Here is an 18,666-nt window from a genome sequence, read left to right as displayed (position 1 = left end):
CAGAGGCGTGGGCAAGCGAGCAGTGGGCACCTGGGCGGCATTGGTGGGGTTGGTGGCACTGGCGGTCGGCGGTGGGACGGCCGCGAACGCGGCACCCGCACCGGCCACTACCAGCGTCTCTGGGACGCTCGAGACCGTCGTCGAGGGCCCGGACGCCCTGACCGACTGGACCGGCTGGCGCGTGCAGGCCTGGGTGACCGGCGGGACCGCGCCGATCGCGAGCGCCGACGCGAGCGCGGACGGCGACTTCTCCGTCGCGTTCGGCGATCCCGTTCCGGCGGACGGCATCGCCTATCTGACAGCCTCGGCACCCGCGCAGCCTGACGGTCTGACCGCGACCATGGCCCTCGCCATCCCGGCCGGCGCCCCGACCTCACCCGTCACCGTCAACGAGCGCACGACGGTCGCCATGGCGTACTCGATGGCCCAGTTCATCTCGAACGAGCAGGTGACCGGGCTCGCGCCCGGCCTCCGCAACTCCGCGGCGATGACGGCGAACCTCGCCGACCCGGCGACCGGCGCCCTGAGCACGACGCTGACGTCGTCGCCGAACGGCGAGGAGACCTCGACGCTGGCGGCATTCGACTCGCTGACGGCCGCGCTCGCGGCCTGCGTCAACGTGCCGTTCGACGCCCCCGCGGAGCATCCGGCCGGGCGGTGCAGCGCACTCGTCGACGCCGCGACCGTCGACGGCGAGGCGGCGCCCACCGACACCCTGCGCGCCTTCGCGTCGATCGCCAGGTCCCCCGGCGCCGATCCCGTCCGCGTCTTCACGCTGACCCAGGCCGTCTCCCTGCCCGAGGAACTGCCGGTGCTCGACACGCCGCCCGCGGCCTGGACCATCGCGATCCGCTTCGACGGCGACGGCGAGTCGCTCGATGGGCCCGGCAACTTCGCCATCGACCATGAGGGCAACATCTGGGTCAACAACAACTACGAGTACGCGGCGGACCCGCACACCCCCGTGTGCGACTCGAAGGAGCTCTTCCGCGTGTCGCCGACCGGCGAGTTCACGACCTTCACGGGCGGCGGGCTGAGCGGCGTCGGGTACGGCATCGATCTCGACCCGGCGACCGGGAACGTCTGGGTCAGCAACTTCGGCTTCGCCGCGCCCGCACCGCTCTGCCCCGAAGACCAGCAGCCGCCGCACAACAGCCTCTCGGCCTTCACCCCGGCTGGCGTCCCGATCTCGCCCGACACCGGGTTCACGCAGGGCGACGTCTTCTGGCCGCAGGGCATGACCTTCGCAGCCGACGGCTCGATCTGGACCGCGAACTGCGGCAACGACTCGGTCACCGTGTACGCCGACGCCGACCCGGCGAAGGCGTGGAACCTCCCGTTCGAGCAGCTCGGCCTCGAGCAGCCCTTCGATGTGGTCGACAACGGGCGCGGCATGGTCATCTCCGGCATCGTGAACAGCTCCGTCGTCATGGTCGACTACGCGGGCAACCCGCTGCCGGAGTCGCCCGGCGCGAACCCCGCGTTCGACAACCCGATGGGCCTCGCGAGCGACGCGCACGGCAACGTCTGGGTGTCGAACTCGAGCCTCATCACGCTGCCCTGCCCGACGCCGCCCGGCGGCACCGGGCCGTTCGCCGACGGCGACGTGAGCGGACTCGACGAGGTGCTCGGCTCGGTCGCGCTGATCACGCCCGACGGCACGGCCACGGAGTTCGAGGGCGGCGGCACGACGGTCGCGTGGGGCATCTCGACCGACGGCGACGGCAACGTCTGGGTCGCGAACTTCGCGGGCAAGCGCCTCTCGGCGTTCTGCGGGGCCGACCCGTCGACGTGCCCGGCCGGTCTCACGACCGGTGACGCCATCTCGCCCGACGTCACCGGGTTCTTCTTCGACGGGCTCACGCGCAACACCGCGACCGCCGTCGACCAGTCGGGCAACGTCTGGGTCACCAACAACTGGCTCGAGGTCCCGATCCAGTCGAACCCCGGCGGCCACCAGATCGTCGCGTTCCTCGGATTGGCCACGCCGACCGTGATCGCTCCGCCGACCGGCGGGAACACGCCGCAGCCAGGCCCGGATGCCTCGCCGGCAGCCCCGGCCCAGCTGCCGTCGACCGGGGTCGATCTGGGGATGATCCTGCTGATCGCCGGCGGCGCACTCGTGCTGATCGCGGTCGGCGTCGCCGTGGTCTTCGCGGGCCGGCGGCGCCGGTCGGAGTAGTCCGCTCGCGCACGGACGCGCAACCGCGCCAGACGACCGCCCGGCGGCGTCGCTAGGATCGAGGAGAGCGACGGCGGGAGCGGCGATGAACGAGCAGCGCATGCCGAAGACGTACCACCACGGTCGGATGACCCACCTGATGAACCGGGCGATGACCGCGCTGACGCGCGCCGGCCTGGTGCCGCACGCTGCCGTGCTCACCGTGACCGGCCGCACGAGCGGACTCCCCCGGTCGACGCCGGTGACCGCGATCGAACAGGGCGGCGCGGTCTGGCTGGTGTCGCCCTACGGCACGGTCTCGTGGGTGCGCAATGCACGCGCGAGCGGCGAGGTCACGCTGACGAAGCGCCGCACGACCCGCCGGTTCGCCGTGCGCGAGGCGAGCCCCGACGAGGCCGGCCCCGTGCTCAAGCGCTACGTCGAGATCGCCCCGATCGTGCTGCCGTACTTCATCGCTCGGCGCGACGACGCGGCGGAAGCGTTCGCCGCCGAAGCCGACCGGCATCCTGTGTTCCAGCTGATCCCGGTCGGTGAGGGCTCAGTCGCTCGCTGAACGCTCGCGACGGGCGTACCGCTGAGGGCCGGCATCCGCCCGCCTGAGGCATCCGCTCGCCTGAGGCATCCGCCCGCCTCATCGTGACGAGCCGCTCGCCGCGCGAGCCGAACCGAGCGCGCTACAGCGCGCCCGTCGCGGGCGTCTCCTTCACGCGGCCGCCGCCCTCGAAGATCAGCAGCCGGTCGGCGAGCTTGTCGACGAAGAACCGGTCGTGACTCACGACGATGACCGCGCCGGGGAAATGCGTGAGCGCACGCTCCATGACCTGCGTGCTCGTGATGTCCAGATGGTTCGTCGGCTCGTCGAGCACGATCACCGCCGCGCCCGAGAGCAGGCACTGCGCGATCGCGACCCGCGCGCGCTGCCCTCCGGAGAGCGTGCCGATCGTCTGCTGCAGGTCGGCCTCGGAGAACTGCAGCATCGCGAGGAACCGGTTCACGCTCTTCTTCGTCGCCGTGAACGCGAGCGAGTCGGGGTACGCGTTCACGGCGTGCCCGACCGTGTCGGTGAGGTCGAGCTCGGCGTAGACCCGGTTGTACGAGACGAACCTCGCACCCTTCGCCCAGCGCACGCTGCCCGCGTCGGCCTCGGTCTCACCCGTCAGCACGTCGAGCAGCGTGGACTTGCCCGAGCCGTTCGACCCGATCACCGCGACCCGGTCACCGCGCTGCAGGTCGAACGAGACGCCGTCGAACAGCGGCGTGCCGGTGAAGCCCTTCGTCAGTCCGGTCACCGTGAGCAGGTCGTTGCTCACCTTCAGCCCGTCGTAGATGCCCGTGATGATCTGGTCGATCGGCCGCGGCGCCTGCCGCTTCTTGATGTCGGCGAGCCGGCGGGCGACCGCGTTCGACGGGTTCCGCGCCGCCTCGCGGCGCGCGGTCGCCGCGGCCTGCTCGTACGCGAGCAGCTCCTCCTCGTGCGCGAACTGCTTCTCGAGCATCTTGAGGCGGGACTGCTTGGCGTGCACGTACGCCGAGTAGTCGCCCTCGTACTCCTGCAGCCGGTAGTTCTCGATCTCGATGATGCGGTCGACGACGCCGTCGAGGAACTGCCGGTCGTGCGACACCACGAGCACCGCGCCGGTGAAGCCGCCGAGCCAGCCCTCGATCCAGCGCACGCCGTCGAGGTCGAGGAAGTTCGTGGGCTCGTCGAGCAGCAGCACGTCGGGCGACTGGATGAGGATCAGCGCGAGCGCGGCCCGGTTGCGCCAGCCGCCCGAGAGCCGGTCGACGGGCAGGTGGCGGCGCTCCTCGTCGAAGCCGAGACGCGTGAGCACGGTGTCGATGGAGGTCTCGTACGTCCAGCCGCCGATCGCGTCCATGCGTTCGAACAACGCCCCCTGCTCGATGAGGAGACGCGTCATGGCCGATTCATCCATCGGCTCGGCCAGCTGCGCGCCGATCTCGTCGAGCCTGCCCTGCGTCTCGTGCACCTCGGCGAAGTGGGCGCTCAGCACCTGCTGCACGCTCTGCGACCCGTCGAGCTCGGAGAACTGCGAGAAGTAGCCGATGGTCGTGCCGGGCGTGTGGTCGACGGTGCCGCCCGTGGGCTCGCGCCGCCCCAGCACGAGCTCGAGGAACGAGGTCTTGCCGGTGCCGTTCTTGCCGATGAGTCCGACGCGGTCGCCGCGTGCGAGCTTGAGATAGGCCGCTTTGAGCACCGGGCGCCCGTCGAAGTCGAGGCTCACGTCGTTCAGGCGGATCAGGCTCACGGGCAGCAAGACTAGCGGCCGCACCTGGCGAACGGCCTCGCGGGGGCCGGCGCGCTACAGCCCCTCGGCGATCTCCTTGATCGTCGAGAGTCGGCGCTCCCACTCGGCACCGATCGCGTCGAGCCGGCGGGCGGTGGCGCTGAGCTCGGCCCCGATGACGCGGTATCTCACCTCGCGCCCATCGCGAACGGACTCGACGAGGCCGACGTCGGCGAGCACCGCGAGGTGCTTGGCGATGGCCTGGCGGGTCACGGGCAGGCGCCCGGCGAGGGCGGACGCGGATGCGTCGCCCTCGCCGAGTGCGGACAGGATGCTCCAGCGGGTCTCGTCCCCGAGCGCGGCGCACACCTGGACCAGCGTCCCCATGGTCACGCGCCGGGCCCCGCGTCGCGCTGCGCCTCACCCCGGGCTGTGCCGCCGGCCTCGCCCTCGACGAGCGCGACGAGCTTGTCGAGCTCGAGCGTCCAGCCCTCGGCATGGCTCGCCATGTTCGCGGCCGGGTCGCTCGTGACGCCGAACCCGGTCTCGACGACGGTGAGCCGCGTTCCGTCGGCGATCGGCTCGAGCGTGAATGTGAAGGTGGTCGACGTGGCCTCGTCGATCGCGTCGGGCAGTGCGCCGAGTGCGTCGTCGTTGTTCCAGCGGTACGAGACCATGCGCGGTTCGTGCAGGGCCTCGACTCGCAGCGGGATGGCCCCGTAGTCGTCGAAGGTCATCGTGCCGACCGCGCCGGCCCCGGCGCCGTCGAGCTCCGTGCGACCGAACCAGCGCGAAATGTGCGTCGGCTCGGTGACCGCGGCCCACACCTTCTCGAGCGGCGCAGCGATCGTGATGGTGCGGCGCACCGTGAAGGCGGCCTCGTCGACGACGGATGCCTCGTTCTTCGTCATGCTCTCCATGATCGTTCCTTTGGTCAGATGAGCGGATGCCTCGGCCGAGGTGTTGTGCAACCTCATGGTTGCATACCTCCCTTTACACGCAACCACCAAGTTGCAGTTGGCTGCTCCGCATCGAAGGCGGCGCTTCGCGGGCAGAGGTGTCGGTGGAGTACTGAATACTGGTGTCATGATCAAGAATAAGCCTGGTGCGAATGCATGCATCCCATCCACCAAGTTGCGGCTATTATTAGATAGATCGAATATTCGAGGTGGTGACATGAGCGCCGGCGCACTCATCCGCGCGGCCCGCAAGAGCATGCGCCTCACCCAGCACGCCCTCGGCCGTCGGGCGAACCTCTCGCAATCGCACCTGTCCCTCATCGAGAGGGAGCGGCAGAATCCCTCGTTCGAGGCCGTCGAGCGGGCGCTTCGAGGAGCAGGACATCGATTGATCGCGATCCCGACCGTCCGAGCCGACGCATCCGCGATCGCCGCGGACATGCGTCTCGCGCTGGGGGAAGGTCGAGCAGATCGCGCACTGCGCGGCTTCCTGCAACTCAACGACAACCTCCGAGCCGAGCATGGCGCGGTACGGATGGCGCTCGCGCTCACCGAGCCGGAGAGCACCGGCAGCAGAGAGTGGGACGCCGCGATCGCCGCGATCACCGAGCACCACCTCGCCGCGGAGCGTTTGCCGGTACCCAGCTGGGCGCTCAGCCCCTCGCGGACGCTCCGGCGATCGTGGGTGCTGGGTGAGAGCGAATACACGCTCGCACCCGAACCGTCGCGTGTGCCTCCGGAGTTCCTCCGCCGGCGGGTGCTGGTCGACGCTGACACGCTGCTCAGCGCATGATCCGGTTCGATCGGGGCGCGCTCGAGTTCGCGCTCCGGCAGCTGCTGACGAAGCTTCACGCACAGGATGAGCCCACCGGATTGCGCATCATCGGCGGGGCAGCGCTTTCCCTTCGCTATTTCGAACGCGAAGCGACCGTCGACATCGATGCGCATCCGATCGGCGATTCGGCGCTCGTGCTCGCAGCCGGCCGGACCGTCGCTGAGGAGAACGGCTGGCCGATCGACTGGCTGAACGACCTGGCGAGCGGGTTCATCCCTGAGTACGGTCGCGTGACGCCCAACTGGGAGACGCTCTACGAACGCGACGGCGTCAGTATCCAGGTGCCGTCCGCTCAAGCGATGTTGGCGATGAAGCTTCGGGCGAATCGCCCCGGACGTGACGACGTCGATATCGCGAAGCTGATGGCCATCTGCGACGTGACCGCCGTCGAGCAAGCAGAGGAACTGTACGAGGCGTTCTATTCGACCGAGGTCCTGCCGGACCGAGCCGTGGCGATGATCGAGCGGATTCTCGCGCTCGGCCTGCCCCCACGGCCGGAGCAGCCGAGCGCTCCACGGCTCGACCCGCGATCAGACCAGCCTCGGACCATGTGAAGTGGACGCGCTGATCCCGCGTAGGCGTGGACGCCAGACCACCTCGACCGCTGACCCGGGGGCAAGGAGGCCCCGTGGGTGCGACGCGCGGCGGATTGCCGATGTCGGTGGCATCCGTCACCATGTCGGGCATGGACACCGACGTCATCGCGTGGTTGCTCGACCAGGATCCCGCCGTGCGCTGGCAGGTTCGGCGCGACCTGCTCGACGAACCGCCCGAGGCGGTCGCGCGCGAGCGCGCCCGCGTCGTCGAGGAGGGCTGGGGAGCCCGGATCCTCGCGGCGCAGCCCGCCGACGGCTATTGGGGCGGCACGGTGTACGGGTCGAACCGTGAACGTGACAGCGTCATGTGGTCGCTGCAGATCCTGCGCCGCCTCGGGGCCGAGCCTGAGGCGCCGCGCGTGCGCGAGGCGATCGAACGCGTGCAGCGCCAGGTCGTGTGGGGCGAGGTCGACGATCTGCCGTACTTCCACGGCGAGGTTGAAGAGTGCGTCAACGGCGGTGTGCTCGCCGTCGCGTCGTACTTCGGGGTGCTCGGGGCGGGCACCGACCGCATCCTCGGCCTCCTGCTCGGGCAGCGGCGGGCCGACGGCGGGTGGAACTGCGACCCGCCCGAGGAGTCGTCGCGGAGCTCGTTCCATCCGACACTGTGCGTGCTCGAGGGGCTGCTCGCCTACGAGCAGGCGGCGACCGGCGGCGACCCGGCCGACGGTGACCCGGCCGACGGCGGCGCGCGGGGAGCCGCGGTCGCCGAGGCGCGACGCTCGGGCGAGGCGTACCTGCTCGAACGAGCGCTCTTCCGCCGCAAGTCGACCGGCGAGATCGTCGACGAGCGGTACCTGAACTTCTCCTTCCCGACCTACTGGTTCTACGACGTGCTGCGTGCGCTCGACCATCTGCGCGAGGCGCGGCCGGAGTCGCCCGATCCGCGTATCGCTCCCGCGATCGACATCCTGCTCGCACAGCGCGGCGAGGACGGCCGCTGGCCGGCCGGCGCACGCTGGCCGGGGCGCCGCGCGTACGAGATCGATGCGCCGCCGGGCGAGCCGAGCCCCTGGAACACCCTGCGCGCGCTTCGGGTGCTGCGCTGGGCTGGCGCGGAGGGTTCGCGCTGACGCTCGTCGCGTGCCCGCAACGCGGTTACGCGGGCGTGCGGCGGTCGATGAGCCCGTCCGCCCGCGTCGCGAGGCGCCCGCGCACGAGGAACAGGGCGAGCACCGCGAGGAGCAGGAACGCGAACGTCGAGAGGCCGCCGATCGCCACGAGCGGATTGTGCGCCGCGTTCGCACCGCTCTGGTCGACCCCGCCGGTCGCGAGGATCACCGAGGGGTCGTAGAGCGCGTGCAGCAGCATCGGCACGAGGAGCGAGCCCGTCACGCGGAGCGTCAGGTACATGCAGATGCCGAACCCGAACGCGAAGCCGATGGTGAGCAGCACGGTGTCGAGCGAGAAGCCGGACAGGAGGTTCGCGGAGTGCAGGAGCGCGAAGACCAGCGTCGAGAGCAGCATGACCGCCCACTCGCCGTAGCCGCGTCTGCGCAGCAGGTCCACGACGAGCCCGCGCGTCAGCAGCTCCTCGCTGAATCCGACGAACAGGCCCGCCAAAAAGATGGCGGCGACGCTCGCGACGGTGTACGAGCCGTAGTCGGTGCCCGCGAGTCGCAGCACGATCGCGGCGGCCACGAGCGCGGGTGCGATCCACATCCAGCCGCGCGCGTGCTGGGGCCGGCGCGAGAACAGCGGGCGCAGCCAGCCGAGCGACCAGGCGAACAGCAGCAGGATGACTCCGCCGACGAGCGGCGGCAGCGCGAGCGCGAAGAACACGCTCTCGGGAGTCGCGGCGAGGTCGTCCCGGTCGATCAGGTCGCCCGCGAAGCGTCCGATGAGCGCACCCGCACCGAGGTAGAGCGCGAGGTAGACGACGGCCGCGACGAGCGCCTTCCACCATCCGCCGCGGTTCCAGAAGCGTCGCCAGGCGTTCCGACCTGCTGCACCTTCGGCCGCGGATCCTGGCGTCGTGTCGCTCCTCGTGGCGTCTGCACTCATCGCGTCTCCGCTTTCCCCTGGGCGCCGCCCGATGGGGCGCATCGCGGCAAACGTACCCGAATTCGGAGCGCCATCCCCGCGCCGCGCTCGACCTTCGGCAGACTTCGCCTATGAGCGACACGCAACCGTCGGCCGACGAGGCTGCCGCCGGCCACGGCGACGCGGAAGCTGCGGCGCCGGAAGCCCTCGCGCCGCAGCCCGCGCCGTCGCGCACCCGACTCGGGCCGCGCGACGTGGTCGCGCTCATCGTCGAATCCGGCGGACTCCTCGCGCAACTGATCCTGCTCACGCTCGGCGGCTTCTTCATCTCGACCGAGGACGAGGACGCGGCCATCCTCGCGCTCATCGGCTGGTGTCTCGTCGGCACGCTGTACGTGTTCGTCACCGTGGTCTGGATGAACATCGAGGTGCGCGGCGCGGAGGCCGGCAGCCGGCCCATCCGCTGGATCCTCACGCATCCGCTCGCGCGCGTGCTCTCGACCGTCGGCACGTTCATCGCGAGCTTCGTGGGGCTCTGGTGCGCGATCGAGCTGATCTTCAACCCCGACTGGCACGACGGCATCGACATCTTCGCGGTGTGGGCGATGCTGCTCGCGTGGGCGCTCTTCCACTGGGGCTTCGCGCGCATCTACTTCGCGCGCTTCTACCGGCAGACGGATGCGCCGCCCCTCGAGTTCCCGAAGACGCCGTCGCCGCAGCTGGCGGACTTCGTGTACTTCTCGTTCACGAACGGGACGAACTTCTCGGTGTCCGACGTGGTCGTGCTCGACCGGCGGATGCGCTGGACGGTCATCTGGCACACGACGATCTCGTTCTTCTTCAACGCGCTCATCATCGTGCTCTCGATCAACACGATCACGAGCGGCGGATTCGGCGGTGAGGTGACCGTGCCCTGATCGGGCGGTGTCGGCGCACCGCACGCCTCGCTAGGGTGCTGCCATGACTGATGCGAATGCCGGGCGGACCGTGCTCTCCGAGGAGTCGCGCGCGCAGGTGCTGAACGCCGAGGTCGCCCGCTACGCCCAGGACGGCTGGACGGTGCAGGCGGTGAGCTCCGGCCAGGCGGTGCTCTCGAAGGTGCGGCGCATGGGCTGGTTCTGGAACACGATCGGCGTGCTGATCACGGCGGGGTTCTGGCTGATCTACGTGATCTACCGGGCGCTGAACCGGAAGCGCGACACGCTGATCATCACCGTCGACGCCTACGGGCAGGTGCGCACGCAGGGCTGAGTGCGCAAGCCCTGGCCCGATCGGCGGTGACGGGGCTAGCGTCGGCGCATGAGCATCGACAACGGACCTCGACCGAACGCGTTCGACATCGAAACGGCGACCAAAGAGAACACCGACTACCGCGCGGTCGTCTGGAGCGGCAAGTACCTGCAAGTCACGCTCATGTCGATCCCCGTGGGCTCGTCGATCGGTCTGGAGAAGCATCCCGAGACGGACCAGTTCCTGCGCATCGACGCCGGGCGTGGTCGCGTGAAGATGGGCCCGGCCGAGGACGACCTGTCGTTCCAGGAGGACGTGTCCGACGGGTGGAGCATCCAGGTGCCCGCGGGCACCTGGCACGACGTCGAGAACACGGGCGACGAGCCGCTGCAGCTGTACACCGTGTACGCGCCCGTGCATCATGCCGCGGGCATCGTGCAGGAGACGAAGGACGACGCGGACCGTGACGAAGAGGCCGGCGTGGACGAGCCGCCGGCATGGAGCGTCGAGCCCGAGCAGAGCGAGCCGGACCAGCACGCGTGAGCACGGCCGGCGTGGGTGGCCGGTGGCAGAGTGGGCACCATGGCGATCGAGGTGCGGCCGGCGACGCGGTTCGCGGATGTCGCGGCCGTGGTCGGCCCGAAGCGGCCCGACGCGAACGTGTGCTGGTGTCTGAGCTACCGCATCCCGTCCAAGCAGAACGTCGAGCTGCGCGGCCCTGAACGCGGCGCGCTCGTCGAGCAGCTCGTGGGCGAGGACCCGCCGCCGGGAGTGCTCGCGTACGACGGTGACGAGGTCGTCGGCTGGGCTGCGGTGCATCCGCGGGGCGACACGAGTTTCGCGCGCAACCGCAAGATCCCGCACGCCGACGACCTCGACGTGTGGTCGGTCTGGTGCATCCGGGTCAGGCCGGGGCACCGCGGCGAGGGCATCTCGCACGAGCTGCTGCGCGGCGCCGTCGACTTCGCGCGTGAACGCGGCGCCCCGGCGATCGAGGGGTACCCCGTGGACAACCGCGGCGAGAAGGTCGATCTGACCATGGCGTACGTCGGCACGCGCGCGCTCTTCGAGCGGGCCGGTTTCAGCAAGGCCGCCGACACCGACTCGGTGCTGAACGGGTTCCCGCGGGTGCTGATGCGACTCGACCTGCGCTGACACCGGTCATGGCAGGATCGGGGCTCTATCTCGGCGTCGAGCTCGCCCGCGACCGGGTCACGCTCGAACCCGCGCGGGAGGAGACCGCGGCCATCTGCGAGCGCCGACGTGTTCGTCGACGCGCTCGACCGGGTGCTCAGCACCGGGTGGTGATGCGGGCCGCGGATGCCTTGTGGCGGCGGATTCCGCATGAAATGAGCACAGCTCTTCCAGATGTCGGCGGGGGCCGCTAGCTTGTGCTCGACCGAAAGGATCCCTCATGGCTCGCACCCCCGACCGCGCCGCGCTCGAACGGCTCCGCGACGACCTCTCGGGCACGCTCGTGCTCGACGACGATCCCGGCTACGACGTCGCCCGGCTGCCCTGGAACCTGAGTGTCGACCAGCGCCCCGCTGCCGTCGCGACGCCCGCCGACCTCGCCGACGTGCAAGCGATCGTGCGCGCGGCGGCCGACGGCGGCTTCGGCGTGACCACCCAGCCGAACGGGCACGGCGCCGAGGGCTCGCTCGAGGGCGTCGTGCTGATCCGCCCGTCGCGCTTCGACGAGCTGTCGGTCGACACCGAGGCGCGCGTGCTGCGCGCGGGCGCCGGCGTGAACTGGGGCCGTGCGCTGCAGGAGCTCGACGGCACGGGCTTCATCGCCCTCGCCGGCTCGAACCCCGAGGTGAACGTCGTCGGCCTCGCACTCAACGGCGGGCACTCGATGTTCAGCCGGCGATACGGCATCACGGCGCGTTCGATCGTCGCCGTCGAGTTGGTCGACGGCGAGGGCGAGGTGCGCCGCGTGACCGATGCCGAAGACCCCGAGCTGATCTGGGCGCTGCGCGGCGGTGGCGGTCTGTTCGGCGTCGTGACCGCGATCGAGCTGGCGCTCTACCCGGGCGATCAGCTGTTCGGCGGCACGCTCGCGTTCCCGATCGAGACCGCGGCCACCGTGCACTCCGCGGCGGTCGAGCTCGCGCGCGACATCCCCGAGCTCGGCATCGAGCTCGGCCTCGCCCGCTTCCCCGACCTCCCGCTCGTGCCGCCGCCGCTACGCGGCCGGACGGTGGCGACGGTCGCGCTCGTGCACCTCGGCGACGAGGTCACGGGGCGCCGGTACGCCGATCGGCTCATCTCGGTCGCCGAACCCATCGCCGACACGCTCACGGTGTTCACGATCGGCTCGCTCGCGGCCGTCGCGGCCGAACCCGTCGACCCGATGCCGACGGTCGACTTCGGTGCCGCCGTGGGCTCGCTCGACGACGCGTTCATCCACGACCTGGTCGACGCGTTCCTGCGCGGCGCCGATCTCGGGCTCGCCCGACTCGGGGTGCGCGTGCTCGGCGGGGCGATCGCCGAGGAGCTCGGCGCCGAGCTCGCTGCGATCGGCGCGATCGAGTCGCCCGCGCTGCTCAGCGCGGGCGTGCTGCTCATGGATCCCTCGATCGACGCGATGGCGGCGCTGCAGCCGTTGCGTGAGCTCGCCGCGACCTACCCGGCTGCGGGCGCGGTGCCGAGTTTCCTCGGTCGTGGCGCCACGCTCGCCGACGCGTTCGCACCCGCTGTGCTCGCGCGTCTCGCCGAGGTGAAGCGCCGCGTCGATCCGCGCGACGTGATCGTCGGCAACCGCGAGCTCCCCGCCGGCTAAGTTCGCCGAGTGTGACCGGTCCCGCCCGAGTGAGACCGATTCGCACGGGCATTCGCGGCGGATCGGTCACACTCGGCGGGCGGGCACCCAGAATTAGTGAGTACACTAATTATTCGTGAGCAAGGGAATGAATCCGTTCGAGGGTCGCCCCGGCTTCTGGAACCGGGTGAACCGCATCCTGTACCCGATCGCCGGCCCCGCGCAGGTCGGCATCGGGTACGGCAAGACCGAGGCGCCGTACGTGCCACCGGCCAACCCCACCTGCCCCGTGTGCCAGCAGCCGATGGCCGAACACACCATGCAGCGCGGCAATGCCAACACGCCCACGCGCATGATCTGCCCGAGCGCATGAGCGAGCAGACGACCGTTCGCCGAGGCGCCCACCCCGAGGCATCCGCCGACGACCTGCTCCAGCTCGACAAGCAGGTGTGCTTCGCCCTCGCGGTGGCGTCACGCAGCGTGATCGCGCTGTACCGCCCCGTGCTCGAACCGCTGGGGCTGACGCATCCGCAGTACCTCGTCATGCTCGCCCTCTGGGAGCAGAGCCCGCGCACGCTGAGCGGGCTCAGCTCCGAGCTCATGCTCGAGCCGGCGACGCTGACGCCGCTCGTCAAACGGCTCGAGTCGGCCGGGCTCATCACGCGGGCCCGGAGCCCGCACGACGAGCGTGCGCTGTCGATCGAGCTCACCGACGCCGGCCGCACGCTCCGCTCCCGGGCGCTCGAGGTTCCGCAGCAGATCATCGAGCGGCTCGGCGTCCCGGTCGACGAGCTCGAGCACACGCGCGACGCCCTCACCCGCCTCATCGACGCCGCTCGGGCCTGAGCCCGCCGCTCGGTCAGCCCTCGAAGTCCTCGGGGTCGACGTCGTCGAGGAAGCGCTTGAACTCGTCGACCTTGGCCTCGTCCTTCTCGTCGTCGCCGCGGACGTCCGCCATCTCGGCCGGGATGCTCGCCTCGGCGAGCACGTCGTCGGCGACGAAGATGGATGCATCGGCTCGCACCGCGAGCGCCACGGCGTCGGACGGACGGGCGTCGATGACGCGGCTGCCGAGGGGCGTCGAGAGCGTGATCTCGGCGAAGAAGGTCCCGGCTTCGATGCGCGTGACCTCGATCTGCGTGACCTCGGCGCCGAGCAGGTCGAGCAGCGACTTCATGAGGTCGTGCGAGAGCGGGCGCGGCGCCTGCTCGCCCGAGATCGCGATCAGGATCGAGGTCGCCTCCTGCGTGCCGATCCAGATGGGCAGCACGCGCGAATCGTCGCCGTCGTCGAATACGGGCTTGAGCAGGACGATGTGCTGACGCGCGGCATCGAGCGCGATCCCGAGAACGCGAACCTGGACCATGACGCCTCCCACCCTGCCCGGGGGTCACACTGCCAATGGTAGGTCGGTTCGGCCTCGTCGGGGCCGATCGCTCCGCGGATGCTTCGCTACGGCCTCGTGCTGGAGTGCTCCGTCGTCGCGCCGGCGAGGAAGGCGAGCGCGGCCTGCCGGTAGTCGCGCGAACCCGGGGCGTTGAAATGGTGCCGGCCAGGCACTTCGAAGAACCGGCCGGCCGGCGTCGCCGCCGCGAGCGCCCGGGACTGCTCGAGGATCGCATCCTCGCTGCCGGTCGCGAACAGCACGGGCTGGGCGGGCGGATGCTCCGGGTCGGGGTCGGCATCGCCGAACCGCATGCCCTCGGCGAGCGCGAGGAGCGCGAGCAGCTCGTTGCCCGGCACGCGCTCGGCGAGCGTGACGTAGTTCTGCGTGACCCGGTCCTCGACGGGGGCGCCCGACTCGGCGTACGCCCTGGCCTGGGCGATCTGCAGCCGCGCGAGCGGCCGGCCGTCGGGGATGCCGCCGAGCACGGCGAGCTCGACCCGTTCGGGCGCCTGGACCGCGAGCTGCCAGCCGACACGTGCGCCGAGCGAGTAGCCGGAGTAGCGGACGGTGTCGATGAGATACGTGTCGAGCACCGTCACGAGGTCGTGCACGAGGGCGTCCATGGTGTACTCCGACGACTCGTGCGGCTTGTCGCTCGCGCCGTGACCGAGCTGGTCGACGCCGAGCACCCGGAACCCGGCTCGGGTGAGGTCGCGCACCCAGCCCGTGTTCACCCAGTTGTCGCGGCAGCTCGACGCGAACCCGTGCACGCAGAGCACGGTCGGCGCGTCCCGGTCGTCGGATGGCGCGGCCTCCCACACGTAGGTCGCGATGCGCCGGCCCTCGGCCGTCATCACGTACTGCGGTGCGGGCATCTGCGTGACGAACGGAGCAGGAGTACTCATGCGCCCCATTCTTGCGTGCCGCTGCGCGGCCCGACGGCCTCGGCCTGCTCCCGGCCGCTCCGTGTGCTTGCCGTCCGAGTTCCGCACTCAGGAACCCGCGGCCGAATGGCCTTAGCAGCCGCGCCCGGCTGAGACAACCGGGCCGACCCGTGATCCGCCCGGCCGGGCCGCGTGGGTATCTTCGAGAGCGTGGGCAGCACCGAGACCTCCGACGCAGCGTCGGGCTCGCTCGCGCCTCGACGCGATCGCGACCGCGACCGCGACCGCATCGTCGTCGTCGGCCAGGCCGCACGCGACCTCGTGCTCGGCATCGACGCACTTCCCGAGGCCGAGGGCAGCACGCCCGTCTCGGAACGCATCGAGCGGCTGGGCGGCAAGGGCGCGAACCTCGCGGCGGGGCTGCGGCAGTTGAATCCCGCGACGCGCGTCACGCTCGTCGCGGTGCTGGGCACGGATGCCTCGGGCGCGCACGCGTTCGATGACGCCGCCGACTCGGGGCTCGACGTCGACCACGTCGTGCGCCGAGGACGGACCGCGCTGCTCGTCGACCTGGTCGAGTCCGACGGCACCCGCCGCCTGCTCGAGGACGTGCCGCCGGAGGCGGAGCTCACGACGGACGACGTGATCGCCGCGGTCGCCGCGATGCGCGACGCCGACACGGTCGTACTGCAACTGCAGCAACCCGCCGAGGCACTGCTCGCCGCCGCGCGCGCCGCGGTCGATGCGGGCGCCCGCCTGGCGCTCGACGGCGCGATCGGCGGTGCCGCGCGCGACGAGCTGCTGGCCGAGGCATCCGTCGTTCGCGCCGACGCCCGCGAAGCCGCCCTGCTCACCGGCATCGCGATCAACGACCTGGACGCCGCGCGCCGCGCCGCCGGGGCGCTGCTCGCCCACGGGCCCGACGTCGCCGCCGTCGCGGTCCCGGGCGCGGGCGACCTCGTCGCGTGGCCCGGCGGCGAACGCTTCTTCCCGTTCGCCGAGCACGACCGGACCGACCGCACGGGCGCGGGCGACGCCTTCGTCGCCGGCCTGGTCATGGGGCTCCGCCGCGGCGATGCGCCCGAGGCGGCCGGCCGGCTCGCGGCCGACGCGGCCTCGTCGACCGTGCAGCGACTCGGCGGCCGGCCGGACCTCGGCCACCTCGTCGCCCGGCACACCACCCGACCCGAGGAGACCCGCGACGCATGACCGAGCCCCTTCCCTTCGACGTCGCCCCATGGAGCATCGGCCTCAGCGGCCTCGACGAGTCGCAGCTCGCGCACCGCGAATCGGTCTTCGCGCTCTCCAACGGGCACGTCGGGTGGCGCGGCACGCTCGACGAGGGCGACCCGCACGGCATCACGGGCAGCTATCTGAACGGGGTGTTCGAACGCCATCCCATGCCGTACGCCGAGGCCGGCTACGGCTACCCGAGCTCGGGCGAGAGCGTCATCAACGTGCCGAACGGCAAGGTCATCCGGCTGTTCGTCGACGACGAGCCGTTCGACGTGCGCCGCGGCACCGTGCACCGGCACGAGCAGCGGCTCGACTTCCGAGACGGCACGCTGCACCGCGAGGTCGACTGGACCTCACCCGCGGGCGTTCGCGTGCGCATCCGGTCGACCCGGCTCGTGTCGCTCGCGCACCGGTCGGTCGGCGCCGTGCGATACGTGGTCGAGTCGGTCGACGCCGACGCGGTCATGACCGTGCAGTCCGAACTCGTCGCGAACGAGGATCTGCCCGAGGTGCACCCCGACGACCGCGTCAAAGAGGTGCTCGACGAGCCGCTCGCGGCGTGCGGTTCGTTCGTGCTCGGCACCGCGGCGACGCTCGTGCACGAGACCTACGAGAGCGGGCAGCGCATCGCCGTCGCCATGGACCACGCGGTGTCCGCGCCCGGCGGCGTGTCGATCACGACCGAGGTCGACGAGCACCTGGCCCGCACGACGATCAGCGCGCGGCTCGCTGTCGGCGAGCAGTTGGAGGTCGTGAAGGTCGTCGGCCACGAGTGGTCTGAGACACTCGACCCGCCGGCCCTGCGCGACCGGGCCGATGCCGCGGTCGACGAGGCCCTGGGCGCCGGCTGGGCCGGGCTCGCGGCCGGCCAGCGCGAACGGCTCGACGCGTTCTGGGAGTGCGCCGACGTCGAGGTCGACGGCGCACCCCGACTGCAGCAGGCCGTGCGGTTCGCGCTGTTCCACGTGTTCCAGTCGGCCGCGCGGCTCGAGATCAGGTCGGTTCCGGGCAAGGGGCTGACGGGTGCCGGCTACGAGGGGCACACGTTCTGGGACTTCGAGGGGTTCGTGCTGCCCGTGCTCACCTCGACCGCCCCCGAGGCGGCGCGTCAGGCGCTGCTCTGGCGGCATGCCACGCTCGACCACGCGCGCGAGCGCGCGCGGCAGCTGAAGCTCGCGGGCGCGGCGTTCGCGTGGCGCACGATCGACGGTCGCGAGAGCTCGGGCTATTGGCCGGCCAGCACGGTCGCGTTCCACCTGAACGCCGACATCGCGGCGGCGGTGCTGCACTACGTACGCGCGACGGGCGACGACGAGTTCCTGCGTGACGTCGGCATCGACCTGCTCGTCGAGACCGCGCGGCTCTGGCTCGCGCTCGGCCGCTGGGACGACGATGGCGTGTTCCACCTCGACGGCGTGACCGGGCCCGACGAGTACACGGCCGTCGTCGACGACAACGCATTCACGAACCTCATGGCCGCGCAGAACCTCGCGTTCGCCGCGGCCGCCGCACGCCGGCACCCCGAGCGCGCCCGTGCGCTCGGAGTCGGCGACGACGAGATCGAGGCGTGGGAGCGCGCGGCCGGCGCCGTGGCGCTGCCGTTCGACGAGCGCCTGGGCGTGCACGCGCAGTCGGCGCGGTTCACGCAGCACGCACGCTGGGACTTCGATGCGATGACGATCGAGCAGTACCCGCTGCAGGAGCACTTCCCGTACTTCGACCTCTACCGCAAGCAGGTCGTCAAGCAGGCCGATCTCACGCTCGCGATGTTCTTCGCGCCCGAGGCGTTCACGCCCGAGCAGAAGGCCGCGAACTTCGCGTACTACGAGGAGCTCACGGTGCGCGACTCGTCGCTCTCCGCGGCGGTCCAGGCGGTGATCGCGGCCGAGGTCGGGCAGCTCGAGCTCGCGGCCGACTATCTCGCCGAGGCCGCGACGCTCGACCTCGACGACCTGCACGAGAACACCGACGAGGGCCTGCACATGGCGTCGCTCGCGGGCATCTGGACCGCGCTCACGTGCGGCTTCGGCGGTATGCGCGACAGCGACGCCGGCATGCGGTTCGCGCCGCGGCTGCCGCCGCAGCTCACGCGCATGACGTTCGGCATCAAGCTCGCGGGTCACACGCTGCGGCTCGACGTGCGGCCGGATGCCACGACCTACCGTCTGAGCGACGGCCCGCCGGTGACCGTGCACCACTTCGGCGAACCGGTCGAGCTTCTGGCGGGGCATCCGCTCACGTGCGCGGCCCCGCCGCTGCCCGATCCCGGCCCGCGGCCGACCCAGCCGAGGCATCGCGCTCCGCGCGACTTCGCCGACGCGCTCGGCGCCTGACCCTCACGCGTCGATTGCCATCGAACGGTCG

Annotated in this window: 20 protein-coding genes; 14 read left to right on the top strand and 6 right to left on the bottom strand. The window is 71.2% G+C overall.

Features of this window, described 5'->3' with window-relative positions; genetic code table 11:
• The first annotated feature begins 52 nt into the window (after positions 1–52).
• Positions 53–2,182: an LPXTG cell wall anchor domain-containing protein gene (locus RH864_RS07060; protein WP_310516822.1), complete on the top strand. Its 2,130-nt coding sequence runs from the start codon at positions 53–55 to the stop codon at positions 2,180–2,182.
• 100 nt (positions 2,183–2,282) lie between these two features.
• A complete protein-coding gene (locus RH864_RS07055) occupies positions 2,283–2,735 on the top strand; it encodes a nitroreductase family deazaflavin-dependent oxidoreductase (RefSeq protein WP_310516821.1) in 453 nt (150 codons plus the stop codon).
• A 121-nt stretch (positions 2,736–2,856) separates the two neighbouring features.
• Here RH864_RS07055 and RH864_RS07050 read toward each other — a convergent pair whose 3' ends face one another.
• From RH864_RS07050 to RH864_RS07040, 3 genes are read right to left on the bottom strand one after another with little or no spacing between them, the layout of a single operon-like run.
• A complete protein-coding gene (locus tag RH864_RS07050; protein WP_310516820.1) occupies positions 2,857–4,449 on the bottom strand; it encodes an ABC-F family ATP-binding cassette domain-containing protein in 1,593 nt (530 codons plus the stop codon).
• 54 nt (positions 4,450–4,503) lie between these two features.
• Positions 4,504–4,815, bottom strand: a complete 312-nt coding sequence (locus RH864_RS07045; protein ID WP_310516819.1) for an ArsR/SmtB family transcription factor — start codon at positions 4,813–4,815, stop codon at positions 4,504–4,506.
• 2 nt (positions 4,816–4,817) lie between these two features.
• The gene (locus tag RH864_RS07040; RefSeq protein WP_310516818.1) at positions 4,818–5,405 is read right to left on the bottom strand and encodes an SRPBCC domain-containing protein; all 588 of its coding nucleotides are present in this window, start codon (positions 5,403–5,405) and stop codon (positions 4,818–4,820) included.
• A 199-nt stretch (positions 5,406–5,604) separates the two neighbouring features.
• Here RH864_RS07040 and RH864_RS07035 point away from each other — a divergent pair, with 199 nt between their 5' ends.
• The 3 genes from RH864_RS07035 to RH864_RS07025 all read left to right on the top strand — a co-directional run bounded on the left by RH864_RS07035 (position 5,605) and on the right by RH864_RS07025 (position 7,891).
• On the top strand, positions 5,605–6,180 hold the full coding sequence (locus tag RH864_RS07035; RefSeq protein WP_310516817.1) for a helix-turn-helix domain-containing protein: 576 nt from the start codon (positions 5,605–5,607) through the stop codon (positions 6,178–6,180).
• Complete coding sequence (locus RH864_RS07030) at positions 6,177–6,776, top strand: hypothetical protein (RefSeq protein WP_310516816.1); 600 nt, start codon at positions 6,177–6,179, stop codon at positions 6,774–6,776. The genes RH864_RS07035 and RH864_RS07030 overlap by 4 nt, the downstream gene beginning before the upstream one ends.
• Before the next feature lie 74 nt (positions 6,777–6,850).
• A complete protein-coding gene (locus RH864_RS07025) occupies positions 6,851–7,891 on the top strand; it encodes a hypothetical protein (RefSeq protein ID WP_310516815.1) in 1,041 nt (346 codons plus the stop codon).
• Between the two features lie 25 nt (positions 7,892–7,916).
• On the opposite strand, the gene RH864_RS07020 is transcribed toward RH864_RS07025, so the two are convergent.
• On the bottom strand, positions 7,917–8,822 hold the full coding sequence (locus RH864_RS07020; RefSeq protein ID WP_310516814.1) for a CPBP family intramembrane glutamic endopeptidase: 906 nt from the start codon (positions 8,820–8,822) through the stop codon (positions 7,917–7,919).
• A gap of 110 nt (positions 8,823–8,932) precedes the next feature.
• Here RH864_RS07020 and RH864_RS07015 point away from each other — a divergent pair, with 110 nt between their 5' ends.
• The 7 genes from RH864_RS07015 to RH864_RS06985 all read left to right on the top strand — a co-directional run bounded on the left by RH864_RS07015 (position 8,933) and on the right by RH864_RS06985 (position 13,641).
• Positions 8,933–9,718 carry a DUF1345 domain-containing protein gene (locus RH864_RS07015; RefSeq protein WP_310516813.1) on the top strand — a complete coding sequence of 262 codons (786 nt, stop codon included), beginning with the start codon at positions 8,933–8,935 and terminating at the stop codon, positions 9,716–9,718.
• A 43-nt stretch (positions 9,719–9,761) separates the two neighbouring features.
• Positions 9,762–10,052 (top strand): hypothetical protein, encoded by a 291-nt coding sequence (locus RH864_RS07010; protein WP_310516812.1) that lies wholly within the window; start codon positions 9,762–9,764, stop codon positions 10,050–10,052.
• 48 nt (positions 10,053–10,100) lie between these two features.
• Entirely contained in the window at positions 10,101–10,574 is a 474-nt protein-coding gene (locus tag RH864_RS07005; RefSeq protein ID WP_310516811.1) for a cupin domain-containing protein, read from the top strand.
• A gap of 39 nt (positions 10,575–10,613) precedes the next feature.
• Positions 10,614–11,186, top strand: coding sequence for a GNAT family N-acetyltransferase (locus RH864_RS07000; RefSeq protein ID WP_310516810.1), 573 nt, complete (start codon positions 10,614–10,616; stop codon positions 11,184–11,186).
• A 259-nt stretch (positions 11,187–11,445) separates the two neighbouring features.
• Positions 11,446–12,816, top strand: a complete 1,371-nt coding sequence (locus RH864_RS06995; RefSeq protein WP_310516809.1) for an FAD-binding oxidoreductase — start codon at positions 11,446–11,448, stop codon at positions 12,814–12,816.
• A gap of 115 nt (positions 12,817–12,931) precedes the next feature.
• Positions 12,932–13,168, top strand: coding sequence for a hypothetical protein (locus tag RH864_RS06990; protein ID WP_310516808.1), 237 nt, complete (start codon positions 12,932–12,934; stop codon positions 13,166–13,168).
• Positions 13,165–13,641, top strand: a complete 477-nt coding sequence (locus RH864_RS06985; protein ID WP_310516807.1) for a MarR family winged helix-turn-helix transcriptional regulator — start codon at positions 13,165–13,167, stop codon at positions 13,639–13,641. Before RH864_RS06990 ends, RH864_RS06985 begins: the two co-directional genes overlap by 4 nt.
• A 13-nt stretch (positions 13,642–13,654) precedes the next feature.
• Here RH864_RS06985 and RH864_RS06980 read toward each other — a convergent pair whose 3' ends face one another.
• On the bottom strand, positions 13,655–14,161 hold the full coding sequence (locus RH864_RS06980) for a bifunctional nuclease family protein (protein ID WP_310516806.1): 507 nt from the start codon (positions 14,159–14,161) through the stop codon (positions 13,655–13,657).
• 86 nt (positions 14,162–14,247) lie between these two features.
• Complete coding sequence (locus RH864_RS06975; protein WP_310516805.1) at positions 14,248–15,087, bottom strand: alpha/beta fold hydrolase; 840 nt, start codon at positions 15,085–15,087, stop codon at positions 14,248–14,250.
• A 189-nt stretch (positions 15,088–15,276) separates the two neighbouring features.
• Between RH864_RS06975 and RH864_RS06970 the strand changes: the two genes are divergently transcribed.
• Together RH864_RS06970 and RH864_RS06965 are read left to right on the top strand one after the other, a co-directional pair.
• The gene (locus RH864_RS06970) at positions 15,277–16,275 is read left to right on the top strand and encodes a PfkB family carbohydrate kinase (protein WP_310516804.1); all 999 of its coding nucleotides are present in this window, start codon (positions 15,277–15,279) and stop codon (positions 16,273–16,275) included.
• Positions 16,272–18,635: a glycoside hydrolase family 65 protein gene (locus tag RH864_RS06965; protein WP_310516803.1), complete on the top strand. Its 2,364-nt coding sequence runs from the start codon at positions 16,272–16,274 to the stop codon at positions 18,633–18,635. Before RH864_RS06970 ends, RH864_RS06965 begins: the two co-directional genes overlap by 4 nt.
• Positions 18,636–18,666 lie beyond the last annotated feature (31 nt).

This window comes from Agromyces aerolatus, assembly GCF_031432255.1.
Taxonomy (GTDB): Bacteria; Actinomycetota; Actinomycetes; order Actinomycetales; family Microbacteriaceae; genus Agromyces.
The sequence above is the reverse complement of the archived record's forward strand: the minus strand, read 5'-3'. Positions and strand labels throughout refer to the sequence as shown.

What these genes read in the sequence shown, in the direction of transcription:
- RH864_RS07055 (WP_310516821.1), top strand. Translation starts at nt 2,283, where the DNA reads ATGCCGAAGACGTACCACCACGGTCGGATGACCCACCTGATGAACCGG.
- RH864_RS07045 (WP_310516819.1), bottom strand. Translation starts at nt 4,815, where the DNA reads ATGGGGACGCTGGTCCAGGTGTGCGCCGCGCTCGGGGACGAGACCCGC.
- RH864_RS07040 (WP_310516818.1), bottom strand. Translation starts at nt 5,405, where the DNA reads ATGAGGTTGCACAACACCTCGGCCGAGGCATCCGCTCATCTGACCAAA.
- RH864_RS07035 (WP_310516817.1), top strand. Translation starts at nt 5,605, where the DNA reads ATGAGCGCCGGCGCACTCATCCGCGCGGCCCGCAAGAGCATGCGCCTC.
- RH864_RS07030 (WP_310516816.1), top strand. Translation starts at nt 6,177, where the DNA reads ATGATCCGGTTCGATCGGGGCGCGCTCGAGTTCGCGCTCCGGCAGCTG.
- RH864_RS07020 (WP_310516814.1), bottom strand. Translation starts at nt 8,822, where the DNA reads ATGAGTGCAGACGCCACGAGGAGCGACACGACGCCAGGATCCGCGGCC.
- RH864_RS07015 (WP_310516813.1), top strand. Translation starts at nt 8,933, where the DNA reads ATGAGCGACACGCAACCGTCGGCCGACGAGGCTGCCGCCGGCCACGGC.
- RH864_RS07010 (WP_310516812.1), top strand. Translation starts at nt 9,762, where the DNA reads ATGACTGATGCGAATGCCGGGCGGACCGTGCTCTCCGAGGAGTCGCGC.
- RH864_RS07005 (WP_310516811.1), top strand. Translation starts at nt 10,101, where the DNA reads ATGAGCATCGACAACGGACCTCGACCGAACGCGTTCGACATCGAAACG.
- RH864_RS07000 (WP_310516810.1), top strand. Translation starts at nt 10,614, where the DNA reads ATGGCGATCGAGGTGCGGCCGGCGACGCGGTTCGCGGATGTCGCGGCC.
- RH864_RS06995 (WP_310516809.1), top strand. Translation starts at nt 11,446, where the DNA reads ATGGCTCGCACCCCCGACCGCGCCGCGCTCGAACGGCTCCGCGACGAC.
- RH864_RS06985 (WP_310516807.1), top strand. Translation starts at nt 13,165, where the DNA reads ATGAGCGAGCAGACGACCGTTCGCCGAGGCGCCCACCCCGAGGCATCC.
- RH864_RS06980 (WP_310516806.1), bottom strand. Translation starts at nt 14,161, where the DNA reads ATGGTCCAGGTTCGCGTTCTCGGGATCGCGCTCGATGCCGCGCGTCAG.
- RH864_RS06975 (WP_310516805.1), bottom strand. Translation starts at nt 15,087, where the DNA reads ATGAGTACTCCTGCTCCGTTCGTCACGCAGATGCCCGCACCGCAGTAC.
- RH864_RS06965 (WP_310516803.1), top strand. Translation starts at nt 16,272, where the DNA reads ATGACCGAGCCCCTTCCCTTCGACGTCGCCCCATGGAGCATCGGCCTC.